The sequence below is a fragment of the Streptomyces sp. NPDC028711 genome (assembly GCF_055565415.1).
In genome coordinates this window covers 1-16380 of record NZ_JBVHUJ010000001.1, presented here as the reverse complement: position 1 = coordinate 16380, position 16380 = coordinate 1, and the positions used below count along the sequence as shown (strand labels likewise).

The 16380-nt window shown below is 69.9% G+C and carries 18 protein-coding genes and 1 rRNA gene; 13 read left to right on the top strand and 6 right to left on the bottom strand.

Annotated elements, in window-relative coordinates; genetic code table 11:
• The first annotated feature begins 11 nt into the window (after positions 1 to 11).
• The 3 genes from ACZ4VK_RS00095 (at position 12) to ACZ4VK_RS00085 (ending at position 1031) form a co-directional block, all read left to right on the top strand.
• Positions 12 to 128: an SGM_5486 family transporter-associated protein gene (locus ACZ4VK_RS00095; protein WP_366446183.1), complete on the top strand. Its 117-nt coding sequence runs from the start codon at positions 12 to 14 to the stop codon at positions 126 to 128.
• Positions 129 to 273: 145 nt separating this feature from the next.
• The gene (locus tag ACZ4VK_RS00090) at positions 274 to 477 is read left to right on the top strand and encodes a hypothetical protein (protein WP_468346831.1); all 204 of its coding nucleotides are present in this window, start codon (positions 274 to 276) and stop codon (positions 475 to 477) included.
• A gap of 35 nt (positions 478 to 512) precedes the next feature.
• Positions 513 to 1031: a SixA phosphatase family protein gene (locus ACZ4VK_RS00085; protein ID WP_468346829.1), complete on the top strand. Its 519-nt coding sequence runs from the start codon at positions 513 to 515 to the stop codon at positions 1029 to 1031.
• A gap of 138 nt (positions 1032 to 1169) precedes the next feature.
• Here the strand turns inward: ACZ4VK_RS00085 and serB are convergent, their stop codons facing one another.
• Entirely contained in the window at positions 1170 to 2384 is a 1215-nt protein-coding gene (serB, locus tag ACZ4VK_RS00080; protein ID WP_468346827.1) for a phosphoserine phosphatase SerB, read from the bottom strand.
• Positions 2385 to 2639: 255 nt separating this feature from the next.
• On the opposite strand from serB, the gene ACZ4VK_RS00075 reads away from it, so the two are divergent.
• Complete coding sequence (locus ACZ4VK_RS00075) at positions 2640 to 5222, top strand: ABC transporter ATP-binding protein/permease (RefSeq protein ID WP_468346825.1); 2583 nt, start codon at positions 2640 to 2642, stop codon at positions 5220 to 5222.
• Between the two features lie 82 nt (positions 5223 to 5304).
• On the opposite strand, the gene ACZ4VK_RS00070 is transcribed toward ACZ4VK_RS00075, so the two are convergent.
• Positions 5305 to 6084 carry a transglycosylase SLT domain-containing protein gene (locus ACZ4VK_RS00070; RefSeq protein WP_468346823.1) on the bottom strand — a complete coding sequence of 260 codons (780 nt, stop codon included), beginning with the start codon at positions 6082 to 6084 and terminating at the stop codon, positions 5305 to 5307.
• A 431-nt stretch (positions 6085 to 6515) separates the two neighbouring features.
• Here ACZ4VK_RS00070 and ACZ4VK_RS00065 point away from each other — a divergent pair, with 431 nt between their 5' ends.
• From ACZ4VK_RS00065 to ACZ4VK_RS00055, 3 genes are all read left to right on the top strand, one after another.
• A complete protein-coding gene (locus tag ACZ4VK_RS00065) occupies positions 6516 to 7661 on the top strand; it encodes a GAF domain-containing sensor histidine kinase (RefSeq protein ID WP_468346821.1) in 1146 nt (381 codons plus the stop codon).
• Positions 7654 to 8298, top strand: a complete 645-nt coding sequence (locus ACZ4VK_RS00060) for a response regulator (protein WP_468346819.1) — start codon at positions 7654 to 7656, stop codon at positions 8296 to 8298. Before ACZ4VK_RS00065 ends, ACZ4VK_RS00060 begins: the two co-directional genes overlap by 8 nt.
• Before the next feature lie 152 nt (positions 8299 to 8450).
• Positions 8451 to 8693 carry a chaplin gene (locus ACZ4VK_RS00055; protein ID WP_468346817.1) on the top strand — a complete coding sequence of 81 codons (243 nt, stop codon included), beginning with the start codon at positions 8451 to 8453 and terminating at the stop codon, positions 8691 to 8693.
• Positions 8694 to 8781: 88 nt separating this feature from the next.
• Here ACZ4VK_RS00055 and ACZ4VK_RS00050 read toward each other — a convergent pair whose 3' ends face one another.
• On the bottom strand, positions 8782 to 9573 hold the full coding sequence (locus ACZ4VK_RS00050; RefSeq protein ID WP_468346815.1) for a hypothetical protein: 792 nt from the start codon (positions 9571 to 9573) through the stop codon (positions 8782 to 8784).
• A 129-nt stretch (positions 9574 to 9702) separates the two neighbouring features.
• On the opposite strand from ACZ4VK_RS00050, the gene ACZ4VK_RS00045 reads away from it, so the two are divergent.
• The 4 genes from ACZ4VK_RS00045 to ACZ4VK_RS00030 all read left to right on the top strand — a co-directional run bounded on the left by ACZ4VK_RS00045 (position 9703) and on the right by ACZ4VK_RS00030 (position 12907).
• On the top strand, positions 9703 to 10500 hold the full coding sequence (locus tag ACZ4VK_RS00045) for an ABC transporter ATP-binding protein (RefSeq protein WP_468346813.1): 798 nt from the start codon (positions 9703 to 9705) through the stop codon (positions 10498 to 10500).
• 74 nt (positions 10501 to 10574) lie between these two features.
• Complete coding sequence (locus tag ACZ4VK_RS00040) at positions 10575 to 11006, top strand: NfeD family protein (protein WP_468346811.1); 432 nt, start codon at positions 10575 to 10577, stop codon at positions 11004 to 11006.
• A gap of 93 nt (positions 11007 to 11099) precedes the next feature.
• Entirely contained in the window at positions 11100 to 12041 is a 942-nt protein-coding gene (locus tag ACZ4VK_RS00035) for an SPFH domain-containing protein (protein WP_468346810.1), read from the top strand.
• Positions 12042 to 12133: 92 nt separating this feature from the next.
• Positions 12134 to 12907, top strand: a complete 774-nt coding sequence (locus ACZ4VK_RS00030) for a sulfite exporter TauE/SafE family protein (RefSeq protein WP_468346808.1) — start codon at positions 12134 to 12136, stop codon at positions 12905 to 12907.
• A 66-nt stretch (positions 12908 to 12973) separates the two neighbouring features.
• Here ACZ4VK_RS00030 and ACZ4VK_RS00025 read toward each other — a convergent pair whose 3' ends face one another.
• The 3 genes from ACZ4VK_RS00025 to ACZ4VK_RS00015 form a co-directional block, all read right to left on the bottom strand.
• Positions 12974 to 13480 carry an HNH endonuclease gene (locus tag ACZ4VK_RS00025; protein ID WP_468346807.1) on the bottom strand — a complete coding sequence of 169 codons (507 nt, stop codon included), beginning with the start codon at positions 13478 to 13480 and terminating at the stop codon, positions 12974 to 12976.
• Positions 13481 to 13644: 164 nt separating this feature from the next.
• Positions 13645 to 14184: a YbhB/YbcL family Raf kinase inhibitor-like protein gene (locus ACZ4VK_RS00020; RefSeq protein WP_468346805.1), complete on the bottom strand. Its 540-nt coding sequence runs from the start codon at positions 14182 to 14184 to the stop codon at positions 13645 to 13647.
• Between the two features lie 52 nt (positions 14185 to 14236).
• Complete coding sequence (locus ACZ4VK_RS00015; protein WP_468346803.1) at positions 14237 to 15019, bottom strand: sporulation protein; 783 nt, start codon at positions 15017 to 15019, stop codon at positions 14237 to 14239.
• Positions 15020 to 15106: 87 nt separating this feature from the next.
• On the opposite strand from ACZ4VK_RS00015, the gene ACZ4VK_RS00010 reads away from it, so the two are divergent.
• Positions 15107 to 15769 carry a DNA-3-methyladenine glycosylase gene (locus ACZ4VK_RS00010; protein WP_468346801.1) on the top strand — a complete coding sequence of 221 codons (663 nt, stop codon included), beginning with the start codon at positions 15107 to 15109 and terminating at the stop codon, positions 15767 to 15769.
• A 524-nt stretch (positions 15770 to 16293) separates the two neighbouring features.
• Positions 16294 to 16380 (top strand): 16S ribosomal RNA (locus ACZ4VK_RS00005); the annotation flags it as partial.

The window sequence follows — 16380 nt, the reverse complement described above, 5'->3', positions numbered from 1 at the left end:
AGACTGGGGCCATGCCAGTTCTCGAACCCAACCCCCCGAACGGCCAGAAGAAGCTGCTCATCGTGTTCGGCGCGATGATCGGCATCACGGTGGTCATCGGCGTCATCGCCTCGCTCGCCTCGCCGTGACCCCCGGGGGTGGGGACAACCCCCGCATCCCCTAGGGGGTGAGTGTCAGGGTGAACTGGGTGGATCACCTGATGGGCCGGAGGACCCCCGATCCGTACGTTGGAGACAACGCGGAAAAGCGGTTCCCCACCCCTCGGAGGCGGCCATGACGGCCCGATCGCACACCAGCACCCGGCCCCTGCCGACCGGCGTCGACACCCGGCTGCCCTGGTGGGCGCTCGTCCTCCCCGTGGCCGCGTTCACCGCACTGCTGCTGCTGATAGCAGGGCCCGGCGGGGCTCACGCGGCGGCTGGTGATCCGGGGGTCGGCGGCGTCCTGGAGCAGATCCAGCAAACGTTCTCTCTCTGAGTCGGCGCGGGCCGTTTCGTGCGAAGCTGATGACCATGAGCGTCGATACATCCCGCAGGATCGTGCTGCTCCGACACGCGAAGGCGGACTGGAACCAGGAGTCCGACCACGAGCGCCCCCTCGCCGAGCGAGGCCGCGCGGACGCCCCCGTGGCGGGCCGAAGGCTCGCCGAGACCGGTATCGCCTTCGACCTTGCCCTCTGCTCGACCGCCGTCAGAACGCGCGAGACCTGGAAGCTGGCCGTGCAGGCACTTCCGGAGCGCCCCAAGACCGTGTACGAGGAGCGGCTGTACGAGGCCTCGCTCGGCGAGCTCATCGCCCTGCTCAACGAGACCTCGGACGACGTCTCCGACCTCCTGGTCATCGGCCACAACCCCGGCGTGCACGCGCTCGCCGACGCCCTGGCCGGCGACGCGGAAGGCGACACCCTCTCCCGGATGAACCGCAGCGGCTTCCCGACCTCCGCCTTCGCCGTTCTCACCTTCAGCGGCGACTGGAAGTCCCTGGAGCACGGCGCCGGACGGCTCGTCGACTTCTGGACGCCCCACGCCTGACCGGCATGCCTGACCGGCACGCCTGACCGGCACGCCGGCCGGGCCACCCCGACCGGCACCCCCTGGACCGTACGGAGAAGGGCCCGGCCGTCCCACGACGACCGGGCCCCTTCGGCGTACACGCGCCGTCGGCACCGCTCAGTGCAGCAGGTCCTCGGGACCGTCCGCCGCCTCGACCTCTTCCCGCGTGATGCCGAGCAGATAGAGCACGGTGTCCAGGAAGGGCACGTTCACCGCCGTGTGCGCGGCCCGGCGCACCACCGGCTTCGCGTTGAACGCCACCCCGAGCCCGGCCGCGTTCAGCATGTCCAGGTCGTTCGCCCCGTCGCCGATCGCCACCGTCTGCGCCAGCGGCACACCGGCCTCCGTCGCGAACCGGCGCAGCAGCCGCGCCTTGCCCGCCCGGTCCACGATCTCGCCGGTCACCCGCCCGGTGAGCTTGCCGTCCACGATCTCCAGGGTGTTGGCCGAGGCGAAGTCGAGCCCGAGCCGCTCCTTCAGATCGTCGGTGACCTGCGTGAACCCGCCGGAGACGACGCCCACCTGGTAGCCGAGCCGCTTGAGCGTACGGATCAGGGTCCGCGCCCCGGGCGTCAGCCGCACCTCGGCGCGGACCTTGTCGACCACCGAGGCGTCGAGCCCGGCGAGCAGCTCCACCCGCGCGTGCAGGGACTGCTCGAAGTCCAGCTCGCCGCGCATCGCGGCCTCCGTCACCTCGGCGACCTTGTCCTCACAGCCGGCGTGCGCCGCGAAGAGCTCGATCACCTCGTCCTGGATCAGGGTCGAGTCGACGTCCATGACGACGAGCCGCTGGGCGCGCCGGTGCAGCCCGGCCGACACCACCGCCACGTCGACCCCGATGGTGTGCGCCTCGGTGGCCAGTGCGGTCCGCAGCGGCTCGGTCTCGCAGCCGGACACGGCGAACTCGACGGCCGTGACCGGATACTTCGCCAGCCGGAAGATGCGGTCGATGTTGCCGCCGGTCTCCGCGATCCTGGCCGCTATGGCCGCCGTCTGCTCCGCGGTCAGCGGGTGCCCGAGCACGGTCACATGGGAGCGCCCACTGCCGCGCGGCCGGTTGTCACCCGTACCGGAGATGATCTCGGCCTGCAGCTTCTGCGACTCGGCCCAGCTGTGCACGGTGGCCCTGAGCTCGCCCTGCGAGGCGACCGTCGGTTCGGTGACGAGCGCGCACAGGACGAGTCGGCCGCGGGAGACGACCTGCTCGATGTCCACGACGTCGACGGAGTAGGCGGCGAGGGTGTCGAAGAGTCCCGCGGTGATCCCGGGACGGTCCTTCCCGAAGATCTTGACGAGAAGGGTGGGAACGTCTGAGGTCTGCGATGCGCTCATGGTGCTTCCACCGTATCGGGCACCGCGTGCCACCCGACCCCCCGTCCCGCCCAGCGGACACCCGAGTGGCCGCGCCCCCGCCCGGTGGAGGCCCGTGTGGTACCGCGCGGGCACTTCCCGGAGCGTTCTCCCGCGAGCCCGCGCGGGGTCTTCACGCGGCCCGACTTTCGGAGAGGGGACCGGGCCTGAAATAGTTCCCCACGATGTTCGCCATCCCTAGACTCCCAGCGACGGGGGTACATCGGGGGACAAGTAGTGGGGCATGGAGTGCCAGAACTCGTACTGGAATTGAATGGAAGGACCTGGACGCTCGATCCGTCCAGGTCGTACACCCTGGGGCGTGATCCGCAGGGTGACCTGGTGATCGACGACGCCCGGGTCTCGTGGCGCCACGCCACGATCAGCTGGGGAGGCCGGAGCTGGGTCATCGAGGACCACGGCTCGACCAACGGCACGTTCCTGCACGGGCAGCGGATCCACCAGGTGGAGATCGGTCCCGGCTCGGCCGTCCACCTCGGCAACGCGACCGACGGCCCGCGGCTGAATCTCGCCGCCGGAGCCCAGGGAGCGCCGCAGGGCCGGCAGCCGCAGGCGCAGCACGTCCCCGCGCACCAGGCGGCGGAGCAGGCCGCCCAGGCCGAATGGATCGCGCACCAGGCCCCGCCGCAGCACCAGGCCCAGCAGCACCAGGCCCCGCCGCAGCAGCAGGGCTGGCAGCCGCAGTCCCCGCCGCCCGCGCAGCAGCACGTGCCGCCGCAGCAGCAGGTGCCGCACCAGCAGGGACACGGTCAGCACGGCGCCGCCGCGGGGGCGTCGTCGGCCTACGCGGACCGCAGCCCCACCACGTTCCACCAGCTGGCCCTCGGCCACGTCATGCGGATCGGCCGTGCCCTCGAGAACGAGCTGGTCGTCTCCGACCTCCAGGTCTCGCGGCACCACGCCGAGTTCCACGCGACGCCCGACGGCCGCTTCGAGATCCGCGACCTCGGCTCGCACAACGGCACGTACGTCAACGGTCAGCCGATCACCAAGGGCGGCACGGCCCTCCTCGGCCCGCAGGACATCGTCGGTGTCGGTCACTCGACCTTCCGGCTCGTCGGCGGCCAGCTAGAGGAGTTCGTCGACACCGGCTCGGTCTCCTTCTCGGCCCGCCACCTCACGGTCACCGTCGACGGCGGCAAGCAGATCCTCAAGGACGTCTCCTTCGGCGTCCCGGAGAAGTCGCTGATCGGTGTCATCGGCCCGTCCGGCTCCGGAAAGTCCACCCTCCTCAAGGCGCTGACCGGCTACCGCCCGGCCAACGAGGGCGATGTCCTCTACGACAACCGGAGCCTCTACAAGCAGTTCGCCGAGCTGCGCCAGCGCATCGGTCTGGTCCCGCAGGACGACATCCTGCACAAGGAGCTGACCGTCCAGAAGGCGCTGCGGTACGCGGCCAAGCTCCGCTTCCCCGGTGACACCGCCACCGCCGAGCGCGAGGCCCGGATCGACGAGGTGCTGCGCGAGCTCAAGCTCGACATCCACAAGGAGAAGAAGGTCACCTCCCTCTCCGGTGGTCAGCGCAAGCGCGTCTCGGTCGCCCTGGAGCTCCTCACCAAGCCCTCGCTGATCTTCCTGGACGAGCCGACCTCCGGCCTCGACCCGGGCATGGACCGCGACGTCATGCAGCTGCTCCGCGGCCTCGCGGACGACGGCCGCACGGTCCTCGTCGTCACCCACTCGGTGGCCGAGCTCGGTCTCTGCGACAAGCTCCTCGTCATGGCCCCCGGCGGCTCGGTGGCGTACTTCGGCCCGCCGGACGAGGCGCTGAACTTCTTCGGCTACTCGACCTGGGCCGATGTCTTCTCCGCCTTCGAGAACTACCGCGACTACGACTGGGCGGGCCGCTGGAAGGGCTCGCAGCACTACCAGCTCTACGCCGCGGACATCGACGCCGTCGCCGCCCAGCCCGTCCAGATGCCGCAGCAGGCGATGTCGAGGCCGCCGAAGCCGCAGGGCTGGGGCTCCCAGCTGTGGACCCTGATGCGCCGCTACGTGTCGGTGATCGCCTCCGACAAGGGCTTCCTCGGCCTGATGGTCATCCTGCCCGCCGTCCTCGGCGCGGTCTCGGTGGTCATCCCCGCCGACTTCGGCCTGGGCTCCCCGAAGCCGCCGTCCCGCTTCAACGGTGACGCCGGCACGATCATGCTGATCCTCGCGGTCGGCATGTGCTTCAGCGGCGCGGCCAACTCCGTCCGAGAACTGATCAAGGAACGGGTCATCTACGAACGGGAGCGCGCCACCGGCCTCTCCCGCTCGGCGTACCTGATGTCCAAGGTCATCGTCCTCGGTGTGATCACGGCCTTCCAGGGCGTCATCATCTGCGGCATCGGCTTCTCCACCCGGGCGCTGCCCGAGGAGGGCCTCTTCATGCCGCCGGCCGTCGAGCTGTGCGTCCAGGTGATCGCGCTCGGCCTCACCTCGATGATGTTCGGCCTGGTCATCTCCGCGCTCGTGAAGACCGCCGAGAAGACCATGCCCCTGCTGGTCATGTTCGCGATCATCCAGGTCGTCTTCACCGGCATCCTCTTCCAGGTGTACGGCTCGCCCGGCCTGGAGCAGTTCGCCTGGCTGATGCCCTCCCGCTGGGGCATCGCGGGCGCCGGCACCACGCTCGACCTGGCCCGCCTCATGCCGCCGTGGGACCCGAAGAACCCCACCAACACCGACCCGCTGTGGGAGCACACGGTCGGCCAGTGGAGCATGGACCTCGGCATCCAGCTGCTGATGGCCGTCGTCTGCTGCGTCGTCGTGGCGCGGCTGCTGCGCCGCCACGAGCCCGAGGTCATGCGCAAGTAGCCACGGGAACGGCAGTACGCCGAAGGGCGGCACCCCGCACGGGGGTGCCGCCCTTCGGCGTACGACAGCGGACCGACCGGGATCAGTAGGCGCTGTTGACGTTGTCGATCGAGCCGTAGCGGTCGGCCGCGTAGTTGGCGGCGGCGACGAGGTTGGCGACCGGGTCGTACTGGTCGAACTTGGTACCGGGGATGTGGTACGCCTTGAAGGTCGGGTAGATGACCTGCAGCAGACCCTTGGACGGGACGCCGTTGATGGCGTTGATGTCCCAGTTGTTGATGGCCCGCGGGTTGCCGCTGGACTCCCGCATGATGTTCTTGTGCAGGCCGTTGTAGGTGCCCGGGATGTTGTGCTTGTCCATGATGAACAGCGCCTCGCGGATCCAGCCGTCGAGGTTGTTCGCGAAGACCGGGGTACGGGCCACGGAACGGCTCGCGGCCGCCTTCTCCGCGGCGCGCTTCTTCGCCGCGGCCTTCGCCTGAGCCTGGGCCTTCGCCTTGGCGTCCGCCTTGGCCTTCGCATCGGCCTTGGCCTTGGCGTCAGCCTTCGCCTTCGCCGCGGCGGCCTTGGCCTGCGCGTCGGCCTTGGCCTTCGCCTCGGCCTCCTGCTTGGCCTTCAGACCGATGGTGGTCTGCTGCTCGGTGACGCTGGCGGCCAGCGCCTTCGCCTGGGGGCTGTTCGCGTTGTACGACCAGGCCACCTGCTGGGTACCGGAGAGAGCCACGGGCTCCGTCTCGGTGCTGCCGTTGCCGGGTACGAGGGAGAGAGTGAGCGCTGCGGCGCCCAGAGCGGCGACGCCGGCGATCGTGGCCTTGTGGGTCTTCTTCAGACCACGACTGTGGCCAGGGGTGTTCGTAGACATACCGGACTACCTCTTCGAATCGCTGGGGTGTCGCTCCGCCAGGAGTGGCGCTGCGCCTGCTCGGCGGCGACGTTGGCAATTCTTAGCGGCAGCAAAATCCTGTGGCAAAGGTGTGACGTACGATCCCGGGTAGTGGATCAGGGGCCCGTGCACGGGCCACGGAAGGGCCCTTATGTCGGACTCACCCCACCATGCCCAGGCCTCTGGACGTCCACTAGGGGACTTCGTAAGTGATGTGGGTCCTATGCCCGGGCTCACATCGGGCCGGTACCCACCTCACGACCCGTTGCGGCAGCAATGCACACAGTGAGCCCCCTCCTCCTGAGGGATGACACCACCCCCGGGGGCCGTGCGACCTAGGTCCCCGGTCCCCCTCCTCCGAGGTCTCCGGACGGATACGCACCGTCACGGCCCGCCGGTACGGTGACCCCATGAGCCATCGACCGAGCTCCGGCCTGGCCGCCGTGAGCACCGCCCTCCTGGCGATGAGCCGCCACCTGGAGGTCCGCGACGTCCTCAAGACGATCGTCGCCTCCGCCCGCGAGCTGCTCGACGCCGAGTACGCCGCCCTGGGCGTCCCCGACGACCACGGCGGCTTCGCCCAGTTCGTCGTCGACGGCGTCAGCGACGAGCAGTGGAAGGCGATCGGCCCGCTGCCCCGGCAGCACGGCATCCTCGCGTCGATGCTCCACAAGGCCGAGCCCGAGCGGCTCGCCGACGTCCGCGAGGACCCCCGCTTCATGGGCTGGCCCGACGCCCACCCCGAGATGTCCGACTTCCTCGGCCTCCCCGTCAGGGACGGGGACGAGATCCTCGGCGCCCTCTTCCTCGCGAACAAGCGCTGCCCGAAGGAGGGCGGCGGCTGCGGCTTCACCGCCGAGGACGAGGAACTGCTCTCGATCCTCGCCCAGCACGCGGCCATCGCCCTCACCAACGCCCGTCTGTACGAGCGCAGCCGCGAGCTCACCATCGCCGAGGAGCGCTCCCGCCTCGCCCACGAGCTGCACGACGCCGTCAGTCAGAAGCTCTTCTCCCTCCGGCTCACCGCCCAGGCCGCCGCCGCCCTCGTCGACCGCGACCCCGCCCGGGCCAAGGGCGAGCTCCAGCAGGTCGCCTCGCTCGCCGCCGAGGCCGCCGACGAACTGCGCGCCGCCGTCGTCGAGCTCCGCCCCGCCGCCCTCGACGAGGACGGCCTCGTCCACACCCTCCGTACCCAGATCCAGGTCCTGGACCGCGCCCACACCGCCCGGGTCACCTTCGAGAGCCAGGGGACCCGCGCGCTGCCCGCCGCCCAGGAGGAGGCCGTGCTCCGCGTCGCCCAGGAGGCCCTGCACAACGCCCTGCGGCACGCGGACGCGCAGCTCGTCACCGTCTCCCTCACCCGCGCCGGCCAGGGCGCGCGGCTCACCGTCACCGACGACGGCAAGGGCTTCGACCCGCGTACGGTCCGCAGCGCGGGGCGCCACCTCGGCCTCGTCTCCATGCGGGACCGCGCGAGCGGCGTAGGCGGATCGCTCACCGTGACCTCGGCCAGGGGCGAGGGCGCCACGATCGAGATGGAGGTTCCCGGTGGCTGACAACCGGATCCGTGTCCTGCTCGTCGACGATCACCAGGTCGTCCGACGGGGGCTGCGCACGTTCCTGGAGGTACAGGACGACATAGAGGTCGTGGGGGAGGCCTCCGACGGCGCCGAGGGCGTCGCCAGGGCCGAGGAGCTCCGCCCCGACGTCGTCCTCATGGACGTGAAGATGCCCGGTACGGACGGCATCGAGGCGCTGAAGAAGCTCCGCGAGCTCGCCAACCCGGCCAGGGTCCTGATCGTCACCAGCTTCACCGAGCAGCGCACGGTGGTCCCCGCGCTCCGCGCCGGCGCCTCCGGATACGTCTACAAGGACATCGACCCCGACGCGCTCGCCGGCGCGATCCGCTCCGTCCACGCGGGGCACGTCCTGCTCCAGCCCGAGGTCGCGGACGCGCTCCTCGCCCGGGACGACTCCCCGGGGGGCACGGGACGCGGCTCGACGCTCACGGAGCGGGAGCGCGAGGTCCTCGGCCTGATCGCGGACGGCCGGTCCAACCGCGAGATCGCCCGTGCGCTCGTCCTCTCGGAGAAGACGGTCAAGACGCACGTCTCGAACATCCTCATGAAACTCGACCTCGCGGACCGCACCCAGGCGGCCCTCTGGGCGGTCCGCCACGGCCACACCAACTGACGCGCCCCCTCGCGCGCCGGGCGCACGACCGTTCAATACTTCATACCGTCGTGTGTATGTCCCCCGTTCGGCGCAACCTATGGGGATGTACGGCGTTCTCCATGGCGTGCTGCGGCTGACCGGCCGCAGCGATGACCAGGAGGATGTACCAAGTGAAGAACCTCAAGAAGGCCGCTGCCCTCACCATGGTCGCCGGTGGCATCGTCGCCGCCGGCGCGGGTGTCGCCTCCGCCCACGGCGCCGAGGCCACGGGCAAGGCCCTCAACTCGCCGGGCATCGCCTCCGGCAACCTGGTGCAGGCCCCGGTCCACGTCCCCGTGAACGTCTCCGGCAACACGGTCAACGTGATCGGCCTGCTCAACCCGGCCTTCGGCAACCACGCCCTCAACGGCTGACCCCCGCCCCCGAACCCCCGGCCACGGAAGATCCCCCCGCGGCCGGGGGTTTGCCACGCCACCCCGAAGCTCACCGCGCAGCGGAGAATCAGACCCCCCGCTCCCGCTCCCTCTCCTCCACATACGCGTTGTACGCCGCGACCTGCGCCCGCCGAGCCACCCGCTCCACCGGCCGCAGCGCCTCCCCCCGCGCCGCCATCTCCGACGCGCTCACCGCACCCCCGTGACCGTGGTCGTACGCCAGGTCCACAAGCAGGCCGATCCGCTGCGCCAGCTCAAGGACCCGGACCGCCCGTGGCGGGTACCCGGGGGCCAGTACCTCGCGGCCCACCTCCGCCCGCGCCCGGTACGCCTCACGTGCCGCGTCCGCCGCCGGGCCCGAGGCCGCCACGTCCAGACGCGTCAGTACCGCCGTCGCGTCCCGCAGGGCCTCCGCGAGTTCCCGCTCGGCCTCGCCGAGCGAGGGCACGTCCGCCGGCGGGGCCTCCCGCACGGTGAGGCAGCGCCAGACCACCTCCACGTGCACGTCACCCACGGGACCCGCCTCGGAGACCTCCGGCACGAGACCGTACGGCGCTCCGAAACCCACCACCGCCTCCTCCGCCTCCAACGCGCGCGCGTTGAAGTCCGGCGGCCCGCTGAGCCCCAGCGGATGCCCCGGCGCCGGCAGTGCCACCCGCCACCCGGTCACCCCGAGCCGCCGCAGCCGGCCGAGCGCCAGCGTCAGCCCCACCGGCCGTGCCTCACCCGGCAGCCCCTCCACGCGGTGCACCGCGTCCTCCCCGACAATGGCAAGGGCCGCCTCGTCCGGCGACACCGCCCCGGCCAGCAGGGCGTTGCCCCAAGCGGCCAGGCGTCCTGAGCGTGGTTCCGAAAGCATCCCCCCAGACTAGAGGGGCGCCCTAGGGACGGCCCCGCTCCGTCGATAACGTAGGTTTTCCCCTGGACGCCGCGCCCACCCGGCGCAAGGCGACGACTCGACTCGACCGCAAGGGGAGACAACGCGCTCATGAGCGATGTACTGGAGCTGGTGGACGTATCCGTGGTCCGCGACGGACGGGCTCTGGTGGACGATGTCTCCTGGTCGGTCAAGGAGGGCGAGCGCTGGGTCATCCTCGGCCCGAACGGCGCCGGAAAGACCACCCTCCTCAACATCGCCTCCAGCTACCTCTTCCCCACCAACGGCACCGCCGACATCCTGGGCGAGCGGCTCGGCGGCGTCGGCACCGACGTGTTCGAGCTCCGCCCCCGCATCGGCATGGCCGGCATCGCCATGGCGGAGAAGCTCCCCAAGCGCCAGACCGTCCTCCAGACCGTCCTCACCGCCGCGTACGGCATGACCGCCACCTGGCACGAGGACTACGACCCGGTCGACGAGGAGCGCGCCAAGGCCTTCCTCGACCGGCTCGGCATGAACGACTACCTGGACCGCAGGTTCGGCACCCTCTCCGAGGGCGAGCGCAAGCGCACCCTGATCGCCCGCGCGATGATGACCGACCCCGAGCTCCTCCTCCTCGACGAGCCCGCCGCCGGCCTCGACCTCGGCGGCCGCGAGGACCTGGTCCGCCGTCTCGGCCGCCTGGCCCGCGACCCGTACGCCCCCTCCATGATCATGGTCACCCACCATGTCGAGGAGATCGCGCCCGGCTTCACCCACGTCCTGATGATCCGTCAGGGCAAGGTGCTCGCCGCGGGCCCCGTGGAGATGGAACTGACCTCCCGTAACCTCTCGCTCTGCTTCGGCCTGCCGCTCGTCGTCGAGCGCGTCGCCGACCGCTGGACCGCCCACGGACTGCCCCTGAAGTAGCGGACACAGCGCCGGCGTCCCGCACAGCCGCCCGCGCCCTGTCCCCGAGGACCCCACCGCCCTACCATGACCATGTGGACATCGACGCATGGGTCTGGTGGCTGATCGGCGCGGTGGGGCTCGGCATTCCGCTGGTCCTGACCGCGATGCCGGAGTTCGGCATGTTCTCCGTCGGAGCGGTCGCCGGGGCGGTGACCGCCGCCCTCGGCTTCGGCGTCGTCGCCCAGGTGCTCGTCTTCGTCGTCGTCTCGGTGGCGCTTCTCGCGGTGGTACGCCCGATCGCCGCCCGCCACCGCGACGGCAGACCCGGACTGAGCACCGGGGTCGACGCCCTGAGGGGCCGTCAGGCCGTCGTCCTGGAAAGGGTCGACGCCACCGGCGGCGGCAGGATCAAGCTCGCCGGCGAGATCTGGTCCGCCCGCGCGCTCGACACCGGACAGACCTTCGAGCCGGGCGACCAGGTCGACGTCGTCGAGATCGACGGAGCGACCGCCGTCGTCATGTGACCGAACCTCGCCCATGACGTTCCGTCGTCTGCGAAACTCGATCTTGCAAGGCCAACCGGCAGTCAACCGGCAGCGAAGGGCACGGGGAACACGATGTCAGCAGTCATCATCGTCCTGATCATTCTGGTGGTGCTCGTCTTCATCGCCCTGATCAAGACGATCCAGGTCATCCCGCAGGCGAGCGCGGCGATCGTGGAGCGCTTCGGCCGCTACACCCGCACGCTCAACGCGGGACTGAACATCGTCGTCCCGTTCATCGACTCGATCCGCAACCGGATCGACCTCCGCGAGCAGGTCGTCCCGTTCCCGCCGCAGCCGGTGATCACCCAGGACAACCTGGTCGTCAACATCGACACGGTCATCTATTACCAGGTGACCGACGCCCGGGCCGCGACCTACGAGGTCGCCAGCTACATCCAGGCGATCGAGCAGCTCACCGTCACCACCCTGCGCAACATCATCGGTGGCATGGACCTGGAGCGGACCCTCACCTCCCGCGAGGAGATCAACGCGGCCCTCCGCGGCGTCCTCGACGAGGCCACCGGCAAGTGGGGCATCCGCGTCAACCGCGTCGAGCTCAAGGCGATCGAGCCGCCGACCTCCATCCAGGACTCGATGGAGAAGCAGATGCGCGCCGAGCGCGACAAGCGCGCCGCGATCCTCACCGCCGAGGGCACCCGCCAGTCCGCGATCCTCACCGCGGAGGGCGAGAAGCAGTCCGCGATCCTCCGTGCCGAGGGCGAGTCCAAGGCCGCCGCCCTGCGGGCCGAGGGCGAGGCCCAGGCCGTTCGTACGGTCTTCGAGGCCATCCACGCCGGCGACCCGGACCAGAAGCTCCTCTCGTACCAGTACCTCCAGATGCTCCCGAAGATCGCCGAGGGCGACGCCAACAAGCTCTGGATCGTGCCCAGCGAGATCGGCGACGCCCTCAAGGGCCTCTCCGGCGCCTTCGGCAACAACGGCATCGGCGGCACCCCCGGCTTCAACACCAAGGACGGCGGGACCGAAAGGCGAGACGAACCGTCGGTTGACTGACACGTACACGTAAGCCTCGTGCATGATCGGTGCGAGCCCCTCGACCCTGACGACCTCAGGGCGGGGAGGCGACTCACTGACCATGTAAGGAGATGGCGTTGTCCATCTGGGAAGCCCTGGCAGTCCTCGCCGCCGGCATCGGCGCCGGCACCATCAACACCATCGTCGGATCGGGAACGCTCATCACGTTCCCCGTCCTCCTCGCGACCGGACTCCCCCCGATCACCGCGAACGTCTCCAACGCCCTCGGACTCGTCCCCGGTTCCCTCAGCGGAGCCATCGGCTACCGGCGCGAACTCAAGGGCCAGAAGAACCGCATCCTCCGCCTCGGCGGCGCCGCCCTCCTCGGCGGTCTCGTCGGCGCGATCCTGCTCCTGGCGCTGCCGTCCGAAGCCTTCGACGCGATCGTGCCGGTCCTCATCGGCCTCGCGCTCGTCCTGGTCCTCTTCCAGCCCCGGATCTCCGCCGCCGTCAAGCGCCGCCGCGAACAGACCGGCACCGAGGCCCACCCCGACGGCGGCCCCGTCCTCCTCGTCGGCCTCTTCCTCGCCAGCATGTACGGCGGATACTTCGGCGCCGCCCAAGGGGTGCTCTACCTCTCCCTCATGGGCCTGCTGCTCCACGACAACCTGCAGCGGATCAACGCCGTCAAGAACATCCTCGGCGCCCTCGTCAACGGCGTCGCCGCCGTCTTCTTCCTCTTCGTCGCCGACTTCGACTGGACGGCCGTCCTGCTCATCGCCGTCGGCTCCACCATCGGCGGCCAGATCGGCGCCAAGGTCGGCCGCAAGCTGCCCCCCGGCGTGCTGCGCGGAGTCATCATCGCGGTCGGCGTCGTCGCGATCCTCCAACTGACGCTCCGCTAGCGGAGACGACGGAAGGGCCCGCCTCCCCCCACGCGGGGAAGACGGGCCCACACCGTACGAGACGGGTCACGCGGCCGCTTTCGCCAGCCACTCCGGAAGCTCCGACCGCTCGCTCGCCCTCATCGCCAGCAGCATCGCGTCGGCCGGCGTCGGCTCGAACGGCTGGTGCAGCAGCGGCATCCCCGCCTGCTCCGGCGTCCGGTCGGCCTTGCGGTGGTTGTCCTCGGTGCAGGAGGCGACCGTGTTCAGCCAGCTGTCCCCACCGCCCTGGGCACGCGGCACCACGTGGTCGACGGTCGTCGCCCGCCTCCCGCAGTACGCGCACCGGTGCTGGTCCCGCACCAGCACCCCCCTCCGCGACCACGGGGCCTGTCTTCGGAAGGGCACCCGTACGTAGCGGCAGAGCCTGATCACCCGCGGCACCGGAAGGTCGACCGCGGCACCCCGCACCCGCAGATCGGGATGGGCGTGCTCGACGACGGCCTTGGCCTGCAGGACAAGCACCACCGCACGGTTGAGAGTGACCGTCGAAAGCGGCTCGAAGCTCGCGTTGAGTACCAGCGTGTCCCGCATTGTGCCCACCTCCCGTGTGCAGGCCCGGCCCCGGACGGGGCTGTCGGGCCTGGATCAACGATGGCCGGGCCGGCCGGGGTCGGACAACGCAATTTCCCGCGCAACAAAAGATGCCCGCTTCTGATCTCTCCAAGACCAGAAGCGGGCAAACAACAAACGAACGATCAGCCCGCCGCGGGAGCCGCGTACTCACCGATCAACTGGGCCCGACCGAGCGTGTGGAAGCGGAGGTTGAACCCGACGGCCGCCGGCGAGGCATCGGCGTCCGGGCCGAGCTTCTCGCTGTCGACTGCGTACACCGTGAAGACATAGCGGTGCGCCGGATCCCCCGCCGGGGGAGCCGCACCGCCGAACTCCTTGGAGCCGTAGTCGTTCCTGGCGTGCACGGCCCCGGCCGGCAGCCCCTTGAACGAACCCGACCCGGCACCCGCGGGCAGCTCCGTCACCGACACCGGAATGTCGAACAGCACCCAGTGCCAGAACCCGCTGCCCGTCGGGGCGTCCGGGTCGAAACAGGTGACGGCGAAGCTCTTCGTCTCCGCCGGAAACCCCTCCCAGCGCAGCTGCGGCGAGGTGTTCCCCTTCGCGTACACCTGAGCGTCCTTCAGGACCCCACCCGCCGCGATGTCGTCGCTCACCACGGTGAACGCCGGCACCGGCGGATGGAAATCATGGGGGAGCGGCGCCCTCTTGCCCTCGGACACGTCGAAACCTCCGTATCGCCCGTACTGCCTCAGAAGCCTTACGGGGCCGAGCCTAGAGCCAGTTGCGACGGCCACCGACCTCGGCGAGCCACTGGTTCAGATATGCCGCCCAGTCGGTGGTGTGGAAGTCGTCCAGACCCACCTTGAAGGCACGGAAGGAGTCGCTGCCCTCACCGAACAGACCCGGCTTCTTGTCCATCTCCAGGACGACGTCCATCTCACGGTCGTCCGCGACGAAGCTGACCTCGACCTGGTTCAGACCGCGGTACTGCTGCGGCGCGAAGAACTCGATCTCCTGGTAGAAGGGCAGCTTCTGCCGCGTCCCCCGGATGTGGCCGCGCTCCATGTCCGCGCTCTTGAAACGGAAGCCCAGCTGGAGGAAGGCGTCCAGGATCGCCTGCTGCGCCGGCAGCGGGTGCACGTTGATCGGGTCCAGGTCACCCGAGTCCACGGCACGGGCGATCTCCAGCTCGGTCGTCACACCGATGTTCATGCCGCGCAGCCGCTGCCCGGCGACGGAGGTCACCGGCGTCTCCCACGGGATCTCCAGACCGAACGGCACCACGTGCACCGCGCCGGCCTTCACCTCGAAGGCGCCGCCCAGACGGAGCTTGGCGAACTCGATGTCCTGCTTCTGCTCCTGGTCGCCGCCCTCCACCTCGACCCGCGCCTGAAGCCCGACGGAGAGCCCCTCGATCTGCTGGTCGACACTGCCGCCCTGGATACGCACCTCGCCCTGGACGACACCGCCCGGAACCACGTTCTCCTCGGTGAGCACCGTCTCCACGGAGGCCCCACCGGCACCCAGGCTCGCGAGCAGCTTCTTGAATCCCATGAACTTCACTCCTTCTCGGTTCTGACCCCTACATACGCGCGACGACCGTAGCCGGTTCCCCGCGGGTCACCGTTACGCTCGGACGCCATGAGCGAGAGCCCCGACCGTACGCCGCTCCCGCGGACCTTCTTCGAGCGCCCGGTCCTCGAGGTCGCCCCCGACCTCCTCGGCCGCATCCTCGTCCGCAACACCGACGAGGGCCGGATGGAACTGCGCCTCACGGAGGTGGAGGCGTACGCGGGCGCGATCGACCCCGGCTCGCACGCCTTCCGCGGCCGCACGGCACGCAACGCCGTCATGTTCGGCCCGCCCGGACACGCGTACGTCTACTTCACGTACGGCATGTGGCACTGCCTGAACCTGGTGTGCGGCCCCGAGGGCCACGCGAGCGGGGTCCTGCTCCGCGCGGGCGAGATCCTGCGGGGCGCCGACCAGGCCCGCCACCGCAGGCGCTCGGCCCGCTACGACCACGAGCTGGCCAAGGGCCCGGCACGTCTTGCCACGGCCCTCGACGTCGCCCTCTCCCTGAACGGCACCGACACCTGCGACGGCCCGGACGCCCCGCTGACCGTCCTCACCGGCACCCCTCCCGACCCGGACCGCATCCGCACCGGCCCCCGCACCGGAGTGGGCGGAGAAGGCGCCCCCCACCCCTGGCGCTTCTGGATCGACGAGGACCCGACGGTGAGCCCGTACCGCGCCCACACCCCCCGGAAGCGGAGACTTGACTCCGGAGAACCGAACGCCTAACGTAGCCCGAGCAGCTGGTTAAGGGCCTGCTTCTTCAAGCACCCCCTCAGCAGCCACCCACTACTGAAGACCATGCCCCCGGCGGGGGTCTGGTCGGCGTGCTGGAATTCGAATTCGAATGGCTCGGTTATGAGTCACCGAATGGATCAGCTAAAGTAGTGACAACGCCGAGAGGCGAAAGGCAGCCGACAGGCCGCCGGATTCAAACTCCGAACCGGAAACGGAACGGAAACGGATCTGGTAAGGTTGGAAATACGAAATACCGAAGGGAAGCCCGGAGGAAAGCCCGAGAGGGTGAGTACAAAGGAAGCGTCCGTTCCTTGAGAACTCAACAGCGTGCCAAAAATCAACGCCAGATTAGTTGATACCCCGTCCATCTTCGGATGGCGAGGTTCCTTTGAAAGTCCTGCCGGCCCTTGTGGCGGGTAGGCAACATACACAGCGAGGACGCTGTGGACAGTCGGCCTTATTCCGGCCTGACTGTCCCGCTCAACGCGAGTGTCTCACCGGATAGCCGGTAAACATTCACGGAGAGTTTGATCCTGGCTCAGGACGAACGCTGGCGGCGTGCTTAACACATGCAAGTCGAACGATGAAGCCCTTCGGGGTGG

Excerpts from the sequence above, each read along its gene's own strand:
- ACZ4VK_RS00090 (WP_468346831.1), top strand. The coding sequence starts at position 274 with ATGACGGCCCGATCGCACACCAGCACCCGGCCCCTGCCGACCGGCGTC.
- ACZ4VK_RS00025 (WP_468346807.1), bottom strand. The coding sequence starts at position 13,480 with ATGCGGGACACGCTGGTACTCAACGCGAGCTTCGAGCCGCTTTCGACG.
- ACZ4VK_RS00030 (WP_468346808.1), top strand. The coding sequence starts at position 12,134 with ATGGCGTTGTCCATCTGGGAAGCCCTGGCAGTCCTCGCCGCCGGCATC.
- ACZ4VK_RS00085 (WP_468346829.1), top strand. The coding sequence starts at position 513 with ATGAGCGTCGATACATCCCGCAGGATCGTGCTGCTCCGACACGCGAAG.
- ACZ4VK_RS00050 (WP_468346815.1), bottom strand. The coding sequence starts at position 9,573 with ATGCTTTCGGAACCACGCTCAGGACGCCTGGCCGCTTGGGGCAACGCC.
- ACZ4VK_RS00095 (WP_366446183.1), top strand. The coding sequence starts at position 12 with ATGCCAGTTCTCGAACCCAACCCCCCGAACGGCCAGAAGAAGCTGCTC.
- ACZ4VK_RS00045 (WP_468346813.1), top strand. The coding sequence starts at position 9,703 with ATGAGCGATGTACTGGAGCTGGTGGACGTATCCGTGGTCCGCGACGGA.
- serB (WP_468346827.1), bottom strand. The coding sequence starts at position 2,384 with ATGAGCGCATCGCAGACCTCAGACGTTCCCACCCTTCTCGTCAAGATC.
- ACZ4VK_RS00035 (WP_468346810.1), top strand. The coding sequence starts at position 11,100 with ATGTCAGCAGTCATCATCGTCCTGATCATTCTGGTGGTGCTCGTCTTC.
- ACZ4VK_RS00070 (WP_468346823.1), bottom strand. The coding sequence starts at position 6,084 with ATGTCTACGAACACCCCTGGCCACAGTCGTGGTCTGAAGAAGACCCAC.
- ACZ4VK_RS00015 (WP_468346803.1), bottom strand. The coding sequence starts at position 15,019 with ATGGGATTCAAGAAGCTGCTCGCGAGCCTGGGTGCCGGTGGGGCCTCC.
- ACZ4VK_RS00065 (WP_468346821.1), top strand. The coding sequence starts at position 6,516 with ATGAGCCATCGACCGAGCTCCGGCCTGGCCGCCGTGAGCACCGCCCTC.
- ACZ4VK_RS00010 (WP_468346801.1), top strand. The coding sequence starts at position 15,107 with ATGAGCGAGAGCCCCGACCGTACGCCGCTCCCGCGGACCTTCTTCGAG.